Annotated in this window: 15 protein-coding genes, 1 pseudogene and 1 riboswitch; of the genes and pseudogenes, 2 read left to right on the forward strand and 14 right to left on the reverse strand. The window is 44.4% G+C overall.

Features of this window, described 5'->3' with window-relative positions; genetic code table 11:
- Positions 1–72: 72 nt before the first annotated feature.
- From glcT to ACFQPF_RS06400, 7 genes are all read right to left on the reverse strand, one after another.
- On the reverse strand, positions 73–915 hold the full coding sequence (gene glcT / locus ACFQPF_RS06370; RefSeq protein WP_379747721.1) for a glucose PTS transporter transcription antiterminator GlcT: 843 nt from the start codon (positions 913–915) through the stop codon (positions 73–75).
- A 134-nt stretch (positions 916–1049) separates the two neighbouring features.
- Positions 1050–1274, reverse strand: coding sequence for a helix-turn-helix domain-containing protein (locus ACFQPF_RS06375; RefSeq protein ID WP_007202417.1), 225 nt, complete (start codon positions 1272–1274; stop codon positions 1050–1052).
- A 237-nt stretch (positions 1275–1511) separates the two neighbouring features.
- Entirely contained in the window at positions 1512–1982 is a 471-nt protein-coding gene (locus ACFQPF_RS06380) for an acyl-CoA thioesterase (RefSeq protein WP_379747723.1), read from the reverse strand.
- A gap of 58 nt (positions 1983–2040) precedes the next feature.
- Positions 2041–2244, reverse strand: a complete 204-nt coding sequence (locus ACFQPF_RS06385) for a hypothetical protein (RefSeq protein WP_379747725.1) — start codon at positions 2242–2244, stop codon at positions 2041–2043.
- 327 nt (positions 2245–2571) lie between these two features.
- Positions 2572–3330, reverse strand: coding sequence for a succinate dehydrogenase iron-sulfur subunit (gene sdhB / locus ACFQPF_RS06390; protein WP_379747727.1), 759 nt, complete (start codon positions 3328–3330; stop codon positions 2572–2574).
- A 1-nt stretch (position 3331) separates the two neighbouring features.
- Positions 3332–5095, reverse strand: coding sequence for a succinate dehydrogenase flavoprotein subunit (gene sdhA / locus ACFQPF_RS06395; RefSeq protein WP_379747729.1), 1764 nt, complete (start codon positions 5093–5095; stop codon positions 3332–3334).
- Between the two features lie 15 nt (positions 5096–5110).
- Positions 5111–5722: a succinate dehydrogenase cytochrome b558 subunit gene (locus ACFQPF_RS06400; RefSeq protein ID WP_379747731.1), complete on the reverse strand. Its 612-nt coding sequence runs from the start codon at positions 5720–5722 to the stop codon at positions 5111–5113.
- A 310-nt stretch (positions 5723–6032) separates the two neighbouring features.
- Here ACFQPF_RS06400 and ACFQPF_RS06405 point away from each other — a divergent pair, with 310 nt between their 5' ends.
- Positions 6033–6488: a YslB family protein gene (locus ACFQPF_RS06405; RefSeq protein WP_379747733.1), complete on the forward strand. Its 456-nt coding sequence runs from the start codon at positions 6033–6035 to the stop codon at positions 6486–6488.
- A 293-nt stretch (positions 6489–6781) separates the two neighbouring features.
- Positions 6782–7770, forward strand: a pseudogene (bioB, locus tag ACFQPF_RS06410) (biotin synthase BioB).
- Positions 7771–7818: 48 nt separating this feature from the next.
- Here the strand turns inward: bioB and ACFQPF_RS06415 are convergent.
- The 7 genes from ACFQPF_RS06415 to ACFQPF_RS06445 form a co-directional block, all read right to left on the reverse strand.
- Positions 7819–9057 (reverse strand): aspartate kinase, encoded by a 1239-nt coding sequence (locus tag ACFQPF_RS06415; protein ID WP_379747736.1) that lies wholly within the window; start codon positions 9055–9057, stop codon positions 7819–7821.
- Positions 9058–9173: 116 nt separating this feature from the next.
- Positions 9174–9363: riboswitch (Lysine riboswitch) on the reverse strand.
- Positions 9364–9435: 72 nt separating this feature from the next.
- Positions 9436–11211, reverse strand: coding sequence for an excinuclease ABC subunit UvrC (gene uvrC, locus ACFQPF_RS06420; RefSeq protein WP_379747738.1), 1776 nt, complete (start codon positions 11209–11211; stop codon positions 9436–9438).
- Between the two features lie 67 nt (positions 11212–11278).
- On the reverse strand, positions 11279–12763 hold the full coding sequence (locus tag ACFQPF_RS06425) for a nucleoporin-interacting protein (RefSeq protein ID WP_379747740.1): 1485 nt from the start codon (positions 12761–12763) through the stop codon (positions 11279–11281).
- Positions 12764–12870: 107 nt separating this feature from the next.
- Positions 12871–13842, reverse strand: coding sequence for an FTR1 family iron permease (locus ACFQPF_RS06430; protein ID WP_379747742.1), 972 nt, complete (start codon positions 13840–13842; stop codon positions 12871–12873).
- A 38-nt stretch (positions 13843–13880) separates the two neighbouring features.
- Positions 13881–14621 (reverse strand): hypothetical protein, encoded by a 741-nt coding sequence (locus ACFQPF_RS06435; RefSeq protein WP_379747744.1) that lies wholly within the window; start codon positions 14619–14621, stop codon positions 13881–13883.
- Between the two features lie 88 nt (positions 14622–14709).
- Positions 14710–15432 (reverse strand): glycosyltransferase family 2 protein, encoded by a 723-nt coding sequence (locus ACFQPF_RS06440; protein WP_379747746.1) that lies wholly within the window; start codon positions 15430–15432, stop codon positions 14710–14712.
- Positions 15386–16906: an alkaline phosphatase family protein gene (locus tag ACFQPF_RS06445; protein WP_379747748.1), complete on the reverse strand. Its 1521-nt coding sequence runs from the start codon at positions 16904–16906 to the stop codon at positions 15386–15388. Before ACFQPF_RS06445 ends, ACFQPF_RS06440 begins: the two co-directional genes overlap by 47 nt.

Raw genomic sequence — 16906 nt, forward strand, 5'->3', positions numbered from 1 at the left:
TTGCCTTCCTACACTTTTCATTTGCTTATGCCTGATCGAATCAGTAACACGCTATATGTTAAGTGACATTTTTTATTTTTTTGAGAGCCTTTGCAGATGCATCGTCAAGTAGACGGCTTCTGCGTTTGGAACGGGTTTTTGTAAGTCATTTTGCATGACTTTAATCAACTTCCAAGCAAGATTGTAGCACAAAGGATATTCTTCTTTCAACACTTTTGCCAGCTTGTCCTGGTTTTCCACCATCTCGCCTTGCTCGATACGCTCGATGGCATGCCGAAGATGCCTGACAAGCCTTAAATAATTGATGCTCTTCGAATCAATCTCAATATCGAGCGAGCTGCTTACGAGTGCGATTAGCTTGGCAACTAGCGCAGAGTTGCGATTAATTAGGTGAATAGTCCTTTTGGTCATCGCACTATGAATATGAAGCGCAACAAATCCAATTTCGCCTTCAGGAAGATGGACAGACAAATGCTTATTGATCATCTCCACGACTTCCTCAGCGATCGTATATTCCATCGGATACATCGTCTGCGTTTCGACCAAAAAAGGATTCTTAATGTCGAGCCCTTGTTCGAGCCGTTTGATGGCAAACCCAATATGATCAGTAAGGGCAATATGAATATGCTCGTCCAAGTCAGATCCGCTTCTTTTCTGGATGTGCATGATCACATCATTCATCACGTCTATAATTTTCTCATCCACCGTATGAAGAAGCTGCTTATAATGTTCTTGCTCTTTTTCATCTTTTAGGACGAACCACTTATCTGCACTGTCCGTAGTAATTTGATCGCCATGCTTTTTTCCAAAGCCGATTCCTTTGCCGATAATAACCGATTCCTCTTGCTCGCTTTCATCTGCGACAATCAGTGCGTTATTGTTCAATATTTTTTTGATATATAACGATTTGCTCATAAACTTGTCCTTCCGTAATGCACCATACCTTATAGTGCTTTTATCATAGCGAAAAGCTATTCGCTATGCAATCCTCCCGCCTTTTTAAATATCCCACAGCAAAAACGGCTTTCACGTTGAAAGCCGTTTTTTGACTAGATCTCTAGTTCTCCAAGCCGCAGCAATTCGACTACTGCCTGAGACCGCCCTTTAACACCAAGCTTCTGCATCGTATTCGAAATATGATTTCGAACAGTTTTTTCACTGATGAACAGCTGCTCTGCGATTTCCTTCGTCGTCTTATCCTGGACCAAGAGTTCGAATACTTCTCTCTCTCTCTTTGTAAGTAAAGGCTTCGGCCGGTAGTGTTTCTCCTTCAATGAATTCACCCCTCCTTGCTAAGGGTTTAATAACTGCCAACGTAAATTGGAAGTATTTAGTCAACATATAGTATGTGACTGTTTCTTCTTGAGTGACTTGGTCTTGAAAAAATATGAAAAGAAATGTTAGAAGCGGAATAAAACGAGCGGCATGGTGAAAATGGATTTGTATGATGCGAGGTGAAATACATAAAAACTTGCAGACATCATACCTTGTCTGCAAGCTGAAACGATGAATTATGCTTTGGTTTTTTGCATACGCTGAAGAAATTTTTCTTTTAATTCTGTGTCCCATGCAGCAGGTCTTCCTGTTACGCGGCTGATTTGAACGATGCGTCCTCTTCCTGTGAATACCGTTTTGCCTTCACCATTGAGTCCATGATAGTGCAAGTCAAAGGAACTGGAGCCAATTTCATTCATTTTCACCTTAACTGTCACCGTTTCTCCATATAAGATCTGTCGAACATAATCACATTGAAGGTCCGCGACAACAGGAATAAATTCACTGCCCTGCTGGCCCCAGTCATCCATTAATCCAAGAGAACGGAAATAGGCGATCCTCGCTTCTTCCATATAAGTAAAAACACGCGTATTGTTCACATGCCCAAATCCATCAATCTCTCCAAACCGCACTCTAAACGAATAGTCGAACTCAAACTCGCTCGCCCATTGCTCTTTATCTAAAATATAAGCAGATTTTCCAGACACGTAAATTCCTCCTCTTATGTAATTACTTACAAATAATGATTAGTACTTTTTCTGAATACTAAGAAGTGTTGATTTCCGTTACAGGTGCACGCTTATCCAGAGGGGCGTGGCGAAAAGCAGAAATGGCTAGTTCAGCCCCGACCAGCATAAGGTGAAGGGGCAAGGAAGGCGCTCTTTGCCCTCCTGGACCATTCATCCTTCTGACTCGATGGGCTAGCCACCGCAGCTGGACAAGTGAGCCCCAACGCTCTCCAAGTGCCATTGAAGGTCTCACCTTCTCACTCCCACCCGCTGGATAAGGAAGGCTACGCAGAAAGACATCAAACGCAAGAAAATGTGTCCTTCATTATCGAGGAGTCGGCACCTTTCACTCCAATCAACTTAATCAGCGAAGAATTCAAAGTTGATAATGAATGCAAAGATCAACCAGCATATGATTTATCTAAAGAATACACGACCTATCATGGAACAGGTTATATAAGCGTGACTAAATTTACAGTGAAAATTTTAATTTTTAATAGATAAAGAAAAGCCTTCCGCTTTCAGGAAGGCTTTTCGGTTAGGAAATGCTTTATTTACTTAGCAGGTATTAACGGTCGCTTCCGAAGAAGTTTTTGAATGATTGGAACGTTGTATCACGGTTGAGTGCTGCGATTGAAGTTGTAAGCGGAATGCCTTTCGGGCAAGACTGCACGCAGTTCTGCGAGTTTCCGCAGTTTGCGAGTCCGCCGTCATCCATGATGGCGTTCAAACGTTCCGCTTTGTTCATTTCGCCTGTTGGATGCGCGTTAAATAAGCGCACTTGGGAAAGTGGTGCAGGACCAATGAACTCTGACTTGGAATTCACGTTCGGACACGCCTCAAGACAGACGCCGCACGTCATACATTTTGAAAGCTCGTATGCCCACTGGCGCTTTGTTTCAGGCATGCGTGGTCCAGGTCCTAGATCGTACGTTCCGTCAATCGGAATCCATGCTTTCACTTTTTTCAGCGCATCAAACATACGGCTTCTGTCGATGGAAAGGTCACGCACGACAGGGAACGTCTTCATCGGCTCAAGGGTGATCGGCTGCTCCAGCTTATCGACGAGTGCTGTACATGACTGGCGCGGCTTGCCGTTAATAATCATCGAGCAGGCGCCGCACACTTCTTCCAAACAGTTCATTTCCCAAGAAACAGGTGAAGTCGCTTCGCCTTTAGAGTTAACCGGGTTACGGCGGATCTCCATAAGCGCTGAGATCACGTTCATGTTCGGGCGGTGCGGAATCTCAAACTCTTCTACATAAGAAGGTGTTTCCGGGTTGTCTTGGCGTGTGATTCTAAATTTAACGGTCTTTGTTGTGCTCATGTTAGTTCACCCCGCTTTTCTTTTTAGAATAGTCGCGTTTTCTTGGCTGGATAAGAGAACAATCCACTTCTTCATATTCGAATACAGGCCCGTTTGTTTCTGGGTTGAATTTCGCCTTAGTCGTCTTGAGCCAGTCTTCATCGTTACGCTCAGGAAACTCTGGCTTATAGTGTGCTCCGCGGCTCTCGTCACGGTTCAGTGCGCCGAGTGTAATCACGCGGCCAAGCTGAAGCATGTGCCACAGCTGGCGAGTGAAGGAAGCACCTTGATTGCTCCATTTAGATGTATCGTTAATGTTGATTTGATTATAACGCTGCATAAGCTCCTGAATTTTATCATCCGTTGCTTTCAGCTTGTCATTGTAGCGTACTACTGTAACGTTGTCTGTCATCCATTCGCCAAGTTCTTTGTGGATAACATAGGCATTTTCCGTGCCGTCCATGCTCAGGATGTTATCGAACACTTCTTGATCTTTGCGCACTTGCTGGTCAAATACGCTGGAAGAAACGTCCGCTGTCGCTTTCTCTAAGCCTTTGACATAGGAAACGGCAGCTGGCCCTGCAACCATTCCACCGAAAATGGCAGAAAGAAGGGAGTTGGCTCCTAGACGGTTCGCACCGTGGTATTGGTACTCACACTCACCTGCAGCAAACAAGCCAGGAATGTTCGTCATCTGGTCATAATCGACCCACATGCCGCCCATCGAATAGTGAACAGCAGGGAAGATTTTCATTGGCATTTTACGAGGGTCATCACCCATAAACTTTTCATAGATTTCAATGATTCCGCCAAGCTTGATATCAAGCTCTTTCGGATCTTTATGAGAGAGATCCAGGTAAACCATGTTCTCGCCGTTGATGCCAAGTTTCTGATCAACACATACATGGAAGATCTCACGTGTTGCGATGTCACGCGGCACAAGGTTTCCATAAGCAGGATATTTCTCTTCAAGGAAATACCATGGCTTGCCGTCTTTATACGTCCAAACACGTCCGCCCTCACCGCGCGCTGATTCACTCATCAAACGAAGCTTGTCGTCGCCCGGGATGGCTGTAGGGTGAATCTGGATGAACTCACCGTTCGCATAATATACGCCCTGCTGATAAAGTGAAGATGCCGCAGCACCTGTGTTGATAACGGAGTTCGTCGATTTTCCAAAAATGATGCCAGGACCGCCTGTCGCCATGATAACCGCGTCTGCGGCAAAGCTGACGATTTCCATCGATTTGAGGTTCTGCGCAGTGATACCGCGGCAAGCTCCTTCATCGTCAACGATCGCGGATAGGAACTCCCAGCCCTCGTATTTCGTTACAAGACCAGATACCTCATGTCGTCTTACTTGCTCGTCCAGAGCATATAGCAGCTGCTGTCCAGTTGTCGCGCCAGCAAACGCCGTACGGTGATGCTGGGTCCCTCCGAAACGTCGGAAATCGAGCAATCCTTCTGCTGTACGGTTGAACATAACTCCCATTCGGTCCATTAAATGGATGATGCCAGGTGCTGCATCACACATTGCTTTTACTGGAGGCTGGTTCGCGAGGAAATCTCCTCCATATACGGAGTCATCAAAGTGCTCCCAAGGAGAATCGCCTTCTCCTTTTGTGTTTACCGCTCCGTTGATGCCGCCCTGTGCGCATACGGAGTGTGACCGTTTTACCGGTACAAGAGAGAACAGGTCAACGTTCATGCCTGCTTCAGCTGCTTTTATAGTTGCCATCAATCCGGCGAGTCCTCCGCCGACGATAATGATTTTCTGATTGCTCATGAATGTTTCACCCCTCTATAGAATAAATGCGAAGATAGTGCGGACGCTGACAATGGACAGTGCAATGAACACGCCAAGCGTCACGAATGTTGAAATTCTCTGTGATCGAGGCGAAACGGTAAGACCCCAGCTGACAAAGAAAGACCAAAGACCGTTTGCGAAATGGAAAACAGTCGATAATACACCAAGTAAGTAAAATGCGATCATGAAAGGATTACTCAGAATATCTTCCATCATGGAAAAGTTTACATCTGCTCCAAGTGCAGCCTGTACCCGCGTTTCCCAAACATGCCAAGCGACAAATATCAGCGTAATCACGCCTGATACACGCTGCATCGTGAACATCCAGTTGCGGAAATAACCATAGCGTGCTGTATTGTTTTTTGCCTGGAATGCAATATAAAGCCCGTATACTGCGTGAAACAGCAGAGGCAAGTAGATTACGAATGTTTCCAGCACGATGCGGAACGGCAGGCTCTCCATAAAGTGAGCTGCTTTGTTGAACGATTCCGCTCCTCCTGTCGCAAAATGGTTGACTACTAAATGCTGAACTAAGAATAGTCCGACCGGGATGACACCCAGCAATGAATGAAGCCTTCTGATTGCAAAATCTCTACCGACAGCCATAAATGATGCCCCTTTCAATTTTCTTTCTCCGGCTGTAAAAAAACCGTTCCTCTCCATCTCTCTGTAAGCGTTTCCTTCTTACATAAAAAAATAAACCGTTTTACTATACTGCTCTATGAAACTATGCAACATGTTCATTTTACTCCCATCGTTTGACAAGGTCAAGAAAACGCTGTCACCTTAATATCCAAATTTTCTATACATACCAACACTTTTAAGGCGATGGATGTTATCGACATTTCTTGCAAATCCAAGTATAGAGTTATCGTTTTGAACACGCTATAATAAGACAAGAAAGTAGGGATGAGCGATGACTAACCAAAATATAGAACTGCAACTTGAACAAACAGAATCATCCAGGACCGGTGTGACTGAGTTTGCCTATGAATTGCTGCGCAGCGAAATTCTCCCCGATCTTCTTGGAAAAGAAGAAAGAAACATCCTTTACTGGACAGGCCGCCAGCTTGCACGCAAGTTTCCGCTTTCTTCTATTGAAGAAGTGCAATCTTTTTTCCATGATGCAGCCTGGGGGACGCTTGAAATGGAGGAAGCTTCAAAAAGCGAGATGATTTTTATGTTAACGTCGGATCTTATTAAACAGCGTTTTGAAAACGTGGGTACACCTGTATTCGGACTAGAAGCAGGATTTCTCGCAGAACAAATGCAATCACAAAAAAAATGTATAACGGAAGCCTACGAAACATTGAAAAAGAAAGGCCGTGTCAGCATTACCGTCCAATGGGATAAAAAAGATATTATTGAATAAGCAAAATTTTGGCCGCCAGATTGGCGGTTTTTTTGTTAAGGTTTTTATTTTGAAAGTTTAGAATTCCGTGAACCGGTTAAACTCCGTTCAAGGTGCACGCTTTCCGCGAGGGGGCTAGCCCTTTCTGCTGGACAAATCGAAGCTTACTTATTTTTTAGACATTTCAATAATTTAAATAAAATCATCCATCTAATACGTAAACCGAATCAAAAATCAAGTTGACACTTTTGGCGTGATTACATTATGGTTTAAATGTCAGTTTATTCAATACGCTTACATAAGGAGTGATTGACTTGGATTGGAACACTTTAGCACTTCATGTTATAGACGGATATCCTTTAAACAAATCGGAAGCATTAGCAATCTTACAATGCGATGACGATGATCTGCTGCGGCTGCTGCATGGTGCTTTTGTTATCAGAAAGCATTATTACGGAAAACAAGTTAAGCTGAACCAAATCATCAATACAAAGTCAGGCTATTGCCCGGAAGATTGCGGGTATTGTTCTCAATCGTCCATCTCGACGGCACCGATTGAAAAATATACGATGCTGTCAAAAGAAGCCATCGTGAAAGGTGCAAAGCAAGCGCACGAGCTTCAGGTCGGCACTTATTGCATTGTGGCGAGCGGACGCGGTCCATTGCCGCGAGACTTTGAAACCGTCGTAGAAGCCGTAAAAGAAATCAAAGAAAAATACCCGATGAAAATCTGTGCCTGCCTCGGCATCCTCAACTCCACTCAAGCACTGCGATTAAAAGAAGCGGGTGTGGAACGATACAACCACAACATCAATACATCCGAAGAGCACCACTCGTCCATTACAACAACACATTCCTATCAAGATCGTGTTACGACTCTTGAAAAAGTAAAGAAAGCGGGATCTCGCCATGCTCAGGTGTAATTGTCGGCATGGGAGAATCGTACAATGATTTGGTCAAGATGGCATTCGCGCTTAAAGAGCTCGATGCGGACTCGATTCCTGTTAATTTTCTTCATACGATCCCTGGAACACCTCTCGAGCAATTAGATGAGCTGAATCCCCGCTTCTGTTTAAAAGTGCTGTCACTGTTCCGTTTTGTGAACCCATCCAAAGAAATCAGAATTTCAGGCGGACGTGAAGTGAACCTGCGCAGCCTTCAGCCGCTCGGCCTCTATGCTGCCAATTCCATCTTTGTTGGAAACTATTTGACGACAGAAGGACAAGCATCAACAGCTGATCATAAAATGCTTGAAGACCTTGGCTTCGAGATCGAGTATACGCCACTGCCTACTTCTTGCTAAGATAGAAAACAAACCGGCTCCTGAAGCATGCTTCAGGAGCCAGTTTGTTTAAAGCTGATGGGCAGGCTGTCTAACATCCAACTCGAACACATCGTGCAGTGTCTCTACCGCTTTAACCATGTCTGCTTGGCTAACCACAGTCGACACCTTGATCTCAGACGTACTGACCATTTTAATCATTATTCCTTTTTGTGAGAGGCCTTTAAACATTTTCGCTGCAACACCTGGATTTGAAATCATGCCAGAACCAACGATGGATACCTTCGCCAAACCGCCTTCTGTTATAATCGACTCAAATCCGAGTTCCTGCTGGCATGCGGCCAGAACATCCTGTGTTTCTCCGAGTACAGAAGAATCAATAGAAAATGAGATGTTTGTCGTGCTCTCATTCACTACGTTTTGAATGATGATGTCAACGTTAATGCCGTTATCTGCAAGAGTCGAAAAAAGGCTTGATAAAGTTTCAATTCCATTAGGCAGGTTCGCTACCGTAATCTTTGTGATGTTTCCTTCAAATGCTAGTCCACGCACCATTAAGTTTTGCTCCATTGTTGCTTCCTCCTCTACTAATGTTCCTCTCTCTTCTGCCAAACTTGATCTCACTTCCAGCTTTACTTGAAAGTTTTTGGCGAATTCAACCGCACGCGGATGCAGGACACCTGCACCAAGGTTCGCCATCTCCAGCATCTCGTCATATGAAATTGAAGGGATTTTACGGGCGGACGCTACCACGCGAGGATCTGTGGTGAACACACCCGTTACATCTGTGTATATATCGCAGCGGTCTGCCCCAAGTGCCGCAGCAAGCGCTACAGCCGTCGTGTCTGAACCTCCGCGCCCAAGTGTAGTAATCTCTCTTGTTTTCTCGACCATGCCTTGAAAACCGGCAACAATGACAATATTTTCTTTATCTAACAAGCCAACTATTCGGCTAGTATCAATGTTTAAGATTCTTGCATTCGAAGGACGGTCTTCTGTTTCAATTCCCGCTTGCCAGCCTGTTAATGAAACGGCATTTTTCCCCTCTGCTTGCAGAGCCATGGACAATAAGGCAATCGTGACTTGTTCGCCTGTTGAAAGAAGCATGTCCATTTCTCTTTTTGAAGGCTGGGCGGAAAGCTGGCTAGCGAGGGAGACAAGGTCATCCGTTGTTTTTCCCATGGCTGAAACGACGACAACGACTTGGTTGCCTTGGTCCGCTTCTTTTATAACCCGTCTTGCTGCGTTTTGAATGCGTTCAATACTGCCTACACTTGTTCCTCCAAATTTTTGTACAATGATTCCCATGAACTAACATCCTCTCTGACTGTTGTGCTCGCAAAAAGAAAAACAAATAAAAAAGCAGCAAATAAGGAAAAAACCTTATTGCTGCTTGTTCAGCTAAGCCAAGTTTGTTTCCCCTTCCGTGAGATAGTTCTCCACACCTTTCCCGGGAAGAAAAAGCGTGACAGCCCTGCATTTGTTCAATACAAGTCCAGCTTGAAGATTCAGGAGTCTCTTCGCACTTCGGCAAAAATCCCCTTTCCGCCACCGTCTTAAAAGCTCCTGCTTTTCAGGTGGGTTACTCTTGGTTTTTGCTCCTCTACCATCACTTCTATAAGAAGAATGGCATTGTTTATAAAATTTGAGTTAAGTGTATCAGATGATAAAGGCTCTTGCAACCCTTTATTCAGCGCTATTGAGTGCGGCGGCAATGAGTTCAGCGGTGGATTTGGGAACGCCGGCTGCTATAATCTCGTCTACGGTAGCCTCTTTCATCTTTTTTAACGAACCAAAATGGCGCATGAGGGCTTTCTTTCTTTTTTCACCGACACCAGCCACTTCATCGAGGATCGATTCAAACATCCCTTTTGACCGGACTTGCCTGTGAAACGATATCGCAAAACGATGGACCTCATCTTGTATCCGCTGAAGCAGATAAAAGGGCTGGCTGTTACGCGCGAGCGAAACATATTCAGGAGGATCACCCATCCACAGCTGGGATGTTCTATGCTTGTCATCTTTAGCAAGACCTGCCACAGGAATAAACAAGTTCAGCTCATTTTCAAGCACATCCTGGGCTGCTTTTATCTGACCTTTACCGCCGTCAATGATAATAAGGCCCGGCGGCTCTAACCCTTCTTTCAGCATCCTCGAGTAACGGCGCCGTACAACCTCTTTCATTGACGCATAATCATCAGGACCTTTGACCGTTTTAATCTTATACTTTCGATATTCCTTTTTATACGGTTTGCCGTCTTGAAACACAACCATCGCCGATACGGGATTCGTTCCTTGAATGTTGGAATTGTCAAACGCTTCGATCCGGTATGGTGCAGGAATACCAATCTGTTCTCCGAGCTGCTCTACTGCTTTGATCGTGCGGGCTTCATCCTGTTCGATCAATGAAAATTTTTCTTTCAGTGCAAGCGATGCATTTCGTTTCGCCAGTGCGACTAGGTCTTTTTTCTGCCCTTTTTTAGGCTGAGCCACTTTCACGTTCAGCAACTCTTTCACCATGTTCGCATCGATGCCCTCCGGAAGCAGGATTTCTTTCGGCAAAAGATGATTTTTCTGCAAATAGAACTGGCCGATAAAGGTCAGCATATCTTCTTCTGCTTCCCCATAAAAAGGGAATACCGACACGTCGCGGGCGATCACTTTTCCTTGGCGGACAAAAAACACTTGCACACACATCCAGCCTTTATCATAGTCGTATGCAAACACATCACGGTCCACTAAATCCGCACTCATCATTTTCTGCTTTTCCATGACGGCTTCAATATGCTGAATCTGGTCACGAAGCTCTTTGGCACGTTCAAAGTTTAAACTCTCTGAAGCCTGCATCATTTTTTCAGTCAATTCATCTTTCACTTCCTGAAAACCGCCATTTAAGAAACGGAGAATTGACTGAACCATCCGGTCGTTCTCTTCATCAGGCACATCATACACGCAAGGACCGAGGCATTGGCCGATATGATAATAAAGGCATACTTTTTTAGGCATCGTGTCACACTTGCGAAGCGGATAAAGCCGATCAAGCAATTTCTTCGTTTCCTGCGCAGCATAGGCATTAACGAATGGCCCAAAGTACTTCCCTTTATCTTTTAAGACTTTTCTTGTATAAAGAAGGCGCGGATGCTTCTCTGCTGTAATTTTTAAGTATGGGTAAGATTTGTCATCTTTTAACATGACATTATAGCGAGGGTCATGTTTTTTTATTAGGTTCATCTCTAAAACGAGTGCTTCCATTTCAGTTGAAGTCACAATGTATTCAAAGTCGGTGATTTCACTCACCAGCCGCTGGGTTTTTCCATCATGGGAACCAGTAAAGTAGGATCGCACCCTGTTCTTGAGCACTTTTGCTTTTCCAACGTAAATAATCTTACCATGTTCATTTTTCATTAAGTAACATCCTGGCTGGTCAGGCAGGATCGCAAGCTTTTGTTTCAACGTTCCCATGATTTTCACCTCACTTTTGCTCTATATAGAATACCATTTTTTGCAGTTAATCCGAAACGTTTCGCTTTTATCTGCACGTCCATTCATATAACGTAATGGAATGATAGACAGGATCAACGAGATGGGAGCTTGAAAAGTTCTTAATGTTTCGAGCACAGTTTTCAGCAGAAGCATTTTGAGATTTAAAGCCAGCGAGCGCTTTACCCGTCACGTACACTTTAGCTTTTTCATCCTGCTTTATCTCTTCTTGAAAAAAAGCATACGTTTCGATCCGTTTATGACGAAACGGTGCTTTACTGTATTGCAGCACTCTCGTCTCTTCCCACGTATACAGGACCGCCCTTTCTCTTTTAGAAGCGATATACTCTTCCATCTGATATACAGCAGGATTTTCAGAACGTGCCTGCTGCAGCAAGTAAAATCCGTTAACCGTCTGAAGGATTAAAAACAAGAAAAGCACCATTTTCCCTTTTTTCTTGATACCTCCCAAACAACTGAAGACCGCAAACAAAATCATGGAAGAAACAGGGAGGACATGCCTTGCTTTTTCTGTATTTTGAGCTGTATATGCATATACAAGATAAGAAAGAAGCATCACGGCATACATCCATTCTTCCTTTGACAGCCGTCTCAGCTGGCTTTTCCTCAAAGAATAGACGCATAGACCGAGAAAAAACAGCAAAAGAAGCCAGTTCTCTCCGGCCGCCGCCGAATACCCGATGTTTCTTATAAAACGAAAAAACCTTCCCGCAGCCGAAGCTTGATCGGCAGTAATCGCTCCGCCCCATTCAGTAAAGTGACCTTCAGTGAATGATAACGCCAGATGAAGGAATGTGAAAATACCGCCCTCTGACATGACAAGTGCACTGATCCAGATCCATTGAAAAATACAAGCTGAAATGAAAAGTATACTAGTGTGATAGACATCACGGTGTTTCCAAATCATAAACAAAAGCAAACCGATTCCAAGAGGCAAATACGAAAGTCTAATGCCCATCAATAAACTGAACAAGAAAAAAGGAAGTGCCTGTTTCAACAAACTGGTCTTCTTTAGTGCCCAATAAAGCGACCAAATATACCACCACATCACACCGAGGGCTGCACCTTCGGAAACTGGCTGCGATGAAATTATACAAACATACGAAGAGAGCTGAACAGAGCCGACAGCCAGTAGCCTTCCAGAGAGAGAGGATACCCAAATTTTCGAGAGCCAGTATAATGGGAATACCGCCGAAAAGAGAATCAAATGATTCCATAGAATTAATGCGAACGTATCACTGTGGGTGATGAAAGAGAGAAGCATCCCGCCTAGAATAAAGTAAGGGTACCCAGGAAAATGAGGCTGCATGTCTGCAAGGCTGAACTGATCCACAGCAAGGACAAAGTCCACTTCATCCCAAGTAGCAGGCATATCAGCAGCCCAACGAAGCCTGATGACTGACAACATAGCAAAGCCGACTAGAGCACTCCATAAAGAAAACAGCTCGACATTATTTCCTAGAAAATAACGGCGGCCTCTTTTCACTCTCTCTTTTTCATGGTTTTTCGGCATATCTTTCCCTGCTTTCTAACGAGATGTTGTAACCGTGTCCGTTTAATGGTTGGGTGATCGATGATGAGGAATTGAAAAAAGACCCGCTGCCGAAGCGGGTCTTGCTATTATGCGTTTACTGATTTAGCAGAAGCAGCCACGCGCTTCTCTGCCTGCTTTGCTTCTTTATTCTTTGATGCTGCAAATTTTCGTCCATAGCCTTTCACGTAAAAGCCAATCCAGCCAAAAACAGCAATAAAGTATAGCCAGTAGCCCGCAACCTGTTCAAATGAAGGGTTATGGCTGTAGCCGAACATGGCTGACATGAACAGCCCAATCTGGCCGCTGATCATGACGGTATCGCTTGTATCCCGCTCATAGTGCTGTTCATCCACAAAATGCTCTGGCATGAATTCAACGATATTATAAAGTTCCTTCGGCTTGCCGTCCGCAGTCTCCATGACACTGCCAACCATGCCAAGATCTTGAACAATTCCGATTGCCTGCACAAAAAGTCCAGCAGCAATAAACATAATCAGCATACCCGTTGTTTGAAAGAACGCTTTTAGTGAAATTTTCATCGTTCCGCTGAAGAATAAATATCCGAGAATTAAAGCGGTCAGGAGTCCGCTTAATGCGCCGTAGCTCGTTAACACTTTCTGTACTTCTCCGCCACTGATAGCAGCGAAGAAAAAGACGGTTTCCACTCCTTCGCGCAGCACGATCAAATAGGAGTGAATGACCATTGCAGACACGCTGCCTACTGTTACAGCAGCACTAATCTTTTTCTCCATTTCGCCTTTTACATCTTTCGTCTGCTTTGTCATCCAGCCGACCATATGTGTCAGCAGCAGAACAGAGGCGAACATGATGCCGACCTTTAAGTAAATTTCAGAACCGAAGCTCGCAAATCCGGTAAAGATAACCTGAAACATTAATGCGACTAAAAAGCTTGAAACAAGTGCCAGACCGACACCAGCATATACCCATTTATTGAACCTTTCCGCTTTTAAGCGGGACAGGTACGACAGGATTAGCCCAACGATCAGGATTGCTTCTAGCGCTTCCCTCAGTGTGATTAGAAAAGCTTGAAAGTTCATTTTGCTTCATCTCCCCTATTGCAGCCTCGGCCATTTTATTATTGACGGCGTTTTTTCACTTTACCTAAGATGATTAAGATGACAAGAATCAGGACGAGGCTGACAGAGATCAGCAGCCACACTTTGTCGCCAGAATTGGAATCCGTGAAATGGAAAAATCCATGTTCTTCTTGAAACTGTTTGTTTTTATCTTCACCTGGAACAGGAAACAACGGTTTTAATTCTCCGGTTATGTAGGCTACTTCTTTATCAAACGCCTCTTTATCGCTGTTGCTCTCCCCGATTCCAAACAATCCCGGGTTGCCTAGCGCCTTTAAAGAGTTTTGCAAGGAGCGTTCAATCTTTTTTGCTGTCTTCTTGTCCTTATCGGATTCTAAAGTGCTTGAAAGGACCTTAAACGTCCCGTTCGCTTTGGCCAGTAAGAGCTTTGCGCGGCCATAGTTGTCGAATTCTTTGTCAGCGAACTGAAGACGCCTTTCCACATTCAGCCTTAGTGCTGCTTGATAGGATTCAAGAACGAGCTCCCTATCTTTTTCTTTAAAGCCTTGTTCAATGGAAGGCTTCACTTCTTTAAAATATAGATCAAACTCTTTTTCAAAGCCTTCATAAACCGTCTTAGCTTCCGCCCAGCGATTATTTTTTGTATACGAATCGATCTCTTTGTACGCTTCTGCCAGCGCCTCTTCTCCAGGATCTCCATAAGAATAGGCTGATGCTGTCTGATGAAATAGCATAAAAACCATTAAAAATGCCGTAATAGCGGCTGATAGACGTTTCATGTGTTTACACCTCGCAACATCAATGATAATGATTATCATCGTCGATGTCAATAAAAGATGAGCCAAAAGCAGCGGCTCATCTTTCTGTTCACCATTTTGTCAATTTTCCAACAGGCCTTCTCATTTCCTTCCATACGGCAGGAAGGACGTTTCCGATGTATTTTTTAAAAGAAATGAAAGAGGTTCCTGTTGTCCTTACTTTATAGGTGATTGGAATCTCTTTCAATTTAAAGCCTTTTCGCACTAGGTTCAGTGTAATAACCTGTGCGTAATTGTAATCATGGATAATCTCCGCCTCCTTCAATGCCGAGCTTGAAAATGCCCTCATCCCGGACTGTCCGTCATAGATGACTTTTTGCAGCAAGATACATTGCAAAAGCGTGAAAACATAGTTGCCAAGTCTGCGATGAAGCTTCATGCCGTCAATCGTTCCAAGAAACCTCGACCCCATCACATAATCGGCTTCCCCATCGAGTATTGGCTGAATCAGTTCAGGAATTTCATCGGCCGGGTACTCGTTGTCTGCGTCAATCATCACACCGATATGCGCTCCCCGCGAACTGCATTCTTGCAAGCCTGTTCTCACTGCAGCACCAAGTCCTTTGTTAGCCTGATGAGAAATAACATAATCAGCCCCGGCTTCAACTGCAGCTGCAACTGTACGATCCTTTGATCCGTCATCCACGACGAGCACTTCTACCATCACGTTAGGATGAAAATTCCGGGGAATTCGACTAATAACATCGGCCACAGACTTTTCTTCGTTATATGCGGGAAGAAATACGATGACTTTTACTGTTTGGGTGTTCATTCTCTGTCCTTGCTCCTTCACTGCTTTTCTGGCTGTCTTTAAGCGCTCCCGTCAGCACAGGCCCTCTTGAGTGTGACGGATAGGGAGCAGCCATCAAATACGAAATGGTCGGCGCAAGAGAAACGAGCGATTGCTTTTCATCGATGCGAAGACCTTGCTTAATATGTGGTCCGTGCATAATAAACGGAACAAACCGCTCTCCTTCATCAAGATGCCCGTGTCCTCCTATGCCGTCAGCTTGTCCATGATCCGCACAGATAACGAGTGTTGTGTTTTCCATCATGTTATTTTCTTCCAAAAACGATACGAAATCCTCCACAAGTGCATCTGCCTCTGCGATTTTTTGCAAATATTCGTCATACAGCACGCCGCGGCTGTGTCCCGTCTGATCGGTTGCGATCAGCTGAACGGCAAAGAAATCAGGATCCTGCTCAAGCATAATCTTCTTCGCACGCTTCATGATGTTCGGATCGGCCTCATCATTATGCATAACCGCCGTTACAGTCTCCACATCATCTCCCATGGCATCAACAAGGTGAGCGATCCCAAGCAGTCTCCCTTTTTTATTCACTTTTCTCAAAGAATCAAAGATGCTCTCCGTCCTGATGCCCAGCCTATACACCATGTTGGAAGTAATACCATGGTCTTCCGGATACGTGCCGGTAAACATAGAAGAAAAACAGACAACGGTTCTCGCTGGATAAACAGTCTCCATCTGAGTATATTCTGTTCCTTCTTTTCTCAATTTATCTAAAAATGGAGTATCAGCCGCTTCAAATCTATCCTTTCTCATGCCATCAATCACGATGACAATAACACGGTCACTGACCGCTTTGGCCGGTATGGCTGTGTTGGACGTTTTATTTGTATACATGACCGGTTTCCAGTCGAAAAGATACCGATGAAGGACAAGCGTGTATAATAAAAGGCCCGTAAAAAACAGCCCTAGTTCCATCACAAAGTTTTGCTCTATCGTTGTACCCGATAGCGGCTGATGCCAGATAGTGAGAAGAAGCAATACTTTTGGAAGCTGTTCCTGCGCGTTTCCGCTTGTTGAGTCGCTGTTCTTTAAAACAAGCTTCCAAAAACGTGTAAAGTTCAGCAGTGTGGTTCCAATTCTTAAATAATAGTAAATTGTCCCCCAAAAAAAGACCGTGAAAAAGAAGTATACCCCTGCAGCAAGAAGCCAGAGAAGCATATTTGCCTCATAGCCTAAGAGAAGCAGGCCAATAATGGGAAAGTAAAGATAGTTTCTTAAAAATAGCGGAAAGTCATAAATAAAATAAAGAACGAGAAACGGGAGCGTAAGCAAAAATCCCGTACCGAACGCTGGCCAAAAACCGGGGTCGTCCCACTTTGTTATCGTAAACAGCAGCATGACACCTGTCGTGAAAATCGGTGTGAACGGCTTACCTTCGTTCAGCAGGTTCCAGCATCTGGCCGCAAATTTTTCAAACTTTGATGCTTTTTTCAT

The sequence above is a fragment of the Fictibacillus iocasae genome (genome assembly GCF_042665465.1).
GTDB classification, from domain to species: domain Bacteria; phylum Bacillota; class Bacilli; order Bacillales; family Fictibacillaceae; genus Fictibacillus; species Fictibacillus iocasae.

What these genes read in the sequence shown, in the direction of transcription:
- glcT (WP_379747721.1), bottom strand. Translation starts at nt 915, where the DNA reads ATGAGCAAATCGTTATATATCAAAAAAATATTGAACAATAACGCACTG.
- ACFQPF_RS06385 (WP_379747725.1), bottom strand. Translation starts at nt 2,244, where the DNA reads ATGGCACTTGGAGAGCGTTGGGGCTCACTTGTCCAGCTGCGGTGGCTA.
- sdhB (WP_379747727.1), bottom strand. Translation starts at nt 3,330, where the DNA reads ATGAGCACAACAAAGACCGTTAAATTTAGAATCACACGCCAAGACAAC.
- sdhA (WP_379747729.1), bottom strand. Translation starts at nt 5,095, where the DNA reads ATGAGCAATCAGAAAATCATTATCGTCGGCGGAGGACTCGCCGGATTG.
- ACFQPF_RS06400 (WP_379747731.1), bottom strand. Translation starts at nt 5,722, where the DNA reads ATGGCTGTCGGTAGAGATTTTGCAATCAGAAGGCTTCATTCATTGCTG.
- ACFQPF_RS06405 (WP_379747733.1), top strand. Translation starts at nt 6,033, where the DNA reads ATGACTAACCAAAATATAGAACTGCAACTTGAACAAACAGAATCATCC.
- ACFQPF_RS06415 (WP_379747736.1), bottom strand. Translation starts at nt 9,057, where the DNA reads ATGGGAATCATTGTACAAAAATTTGGAGGAACAAGTGTAGGCAGTATT.
- uvrC (WP_379747738.1), bottom strand. Translation starts at nt 11,211, where the DNA reads ATGGGAACGTTGAAACAAAAGCTTGCGATCCTGCCTGACCAGCCAGGA.
- ACFQPF_RS06425 (WP_379747740.1), bottom strand. Translation starts at nt 12,763, where the DNA reads ATGCCGAAAAACCATGAAAAAGAGAGAGTGAAAAGAGGCCGCCGTTAT.
- ACFQPF_RS06430 (WP_379747742.1), bottom strand. Translation starts at nt 13,842, where the DNA reads ATGAACTTTCAAGCTTTTCTAATCACACTGAGGGAAGCGCTAGAAGCA.
- ACFQPF_RS06435 (WP_379747744.1), bottom strand. Translation starts at nt 14,621, where the DNA reads ATGAAACGTCTATCAGCCGCTATTACGGCATTTTTAATGGTTTTTATG.
- ACFQPF_RS06440 (WP_379747746.1), bottom strand. Translation starts at nt 15,432, where the DNA reads ATGAACACCCAAACAGTAAAAGTCATCGTATTTCTTCCCGCATATAAC.
- ACFQPF_RS06445 (WP_379747748.1), bottom strand. Translation starts at nt 16,906, where the DNA reads ATGAAAAAAGCATCAAAGTTTGAAAAATTTGCGGCCAGATGCTGGAAC.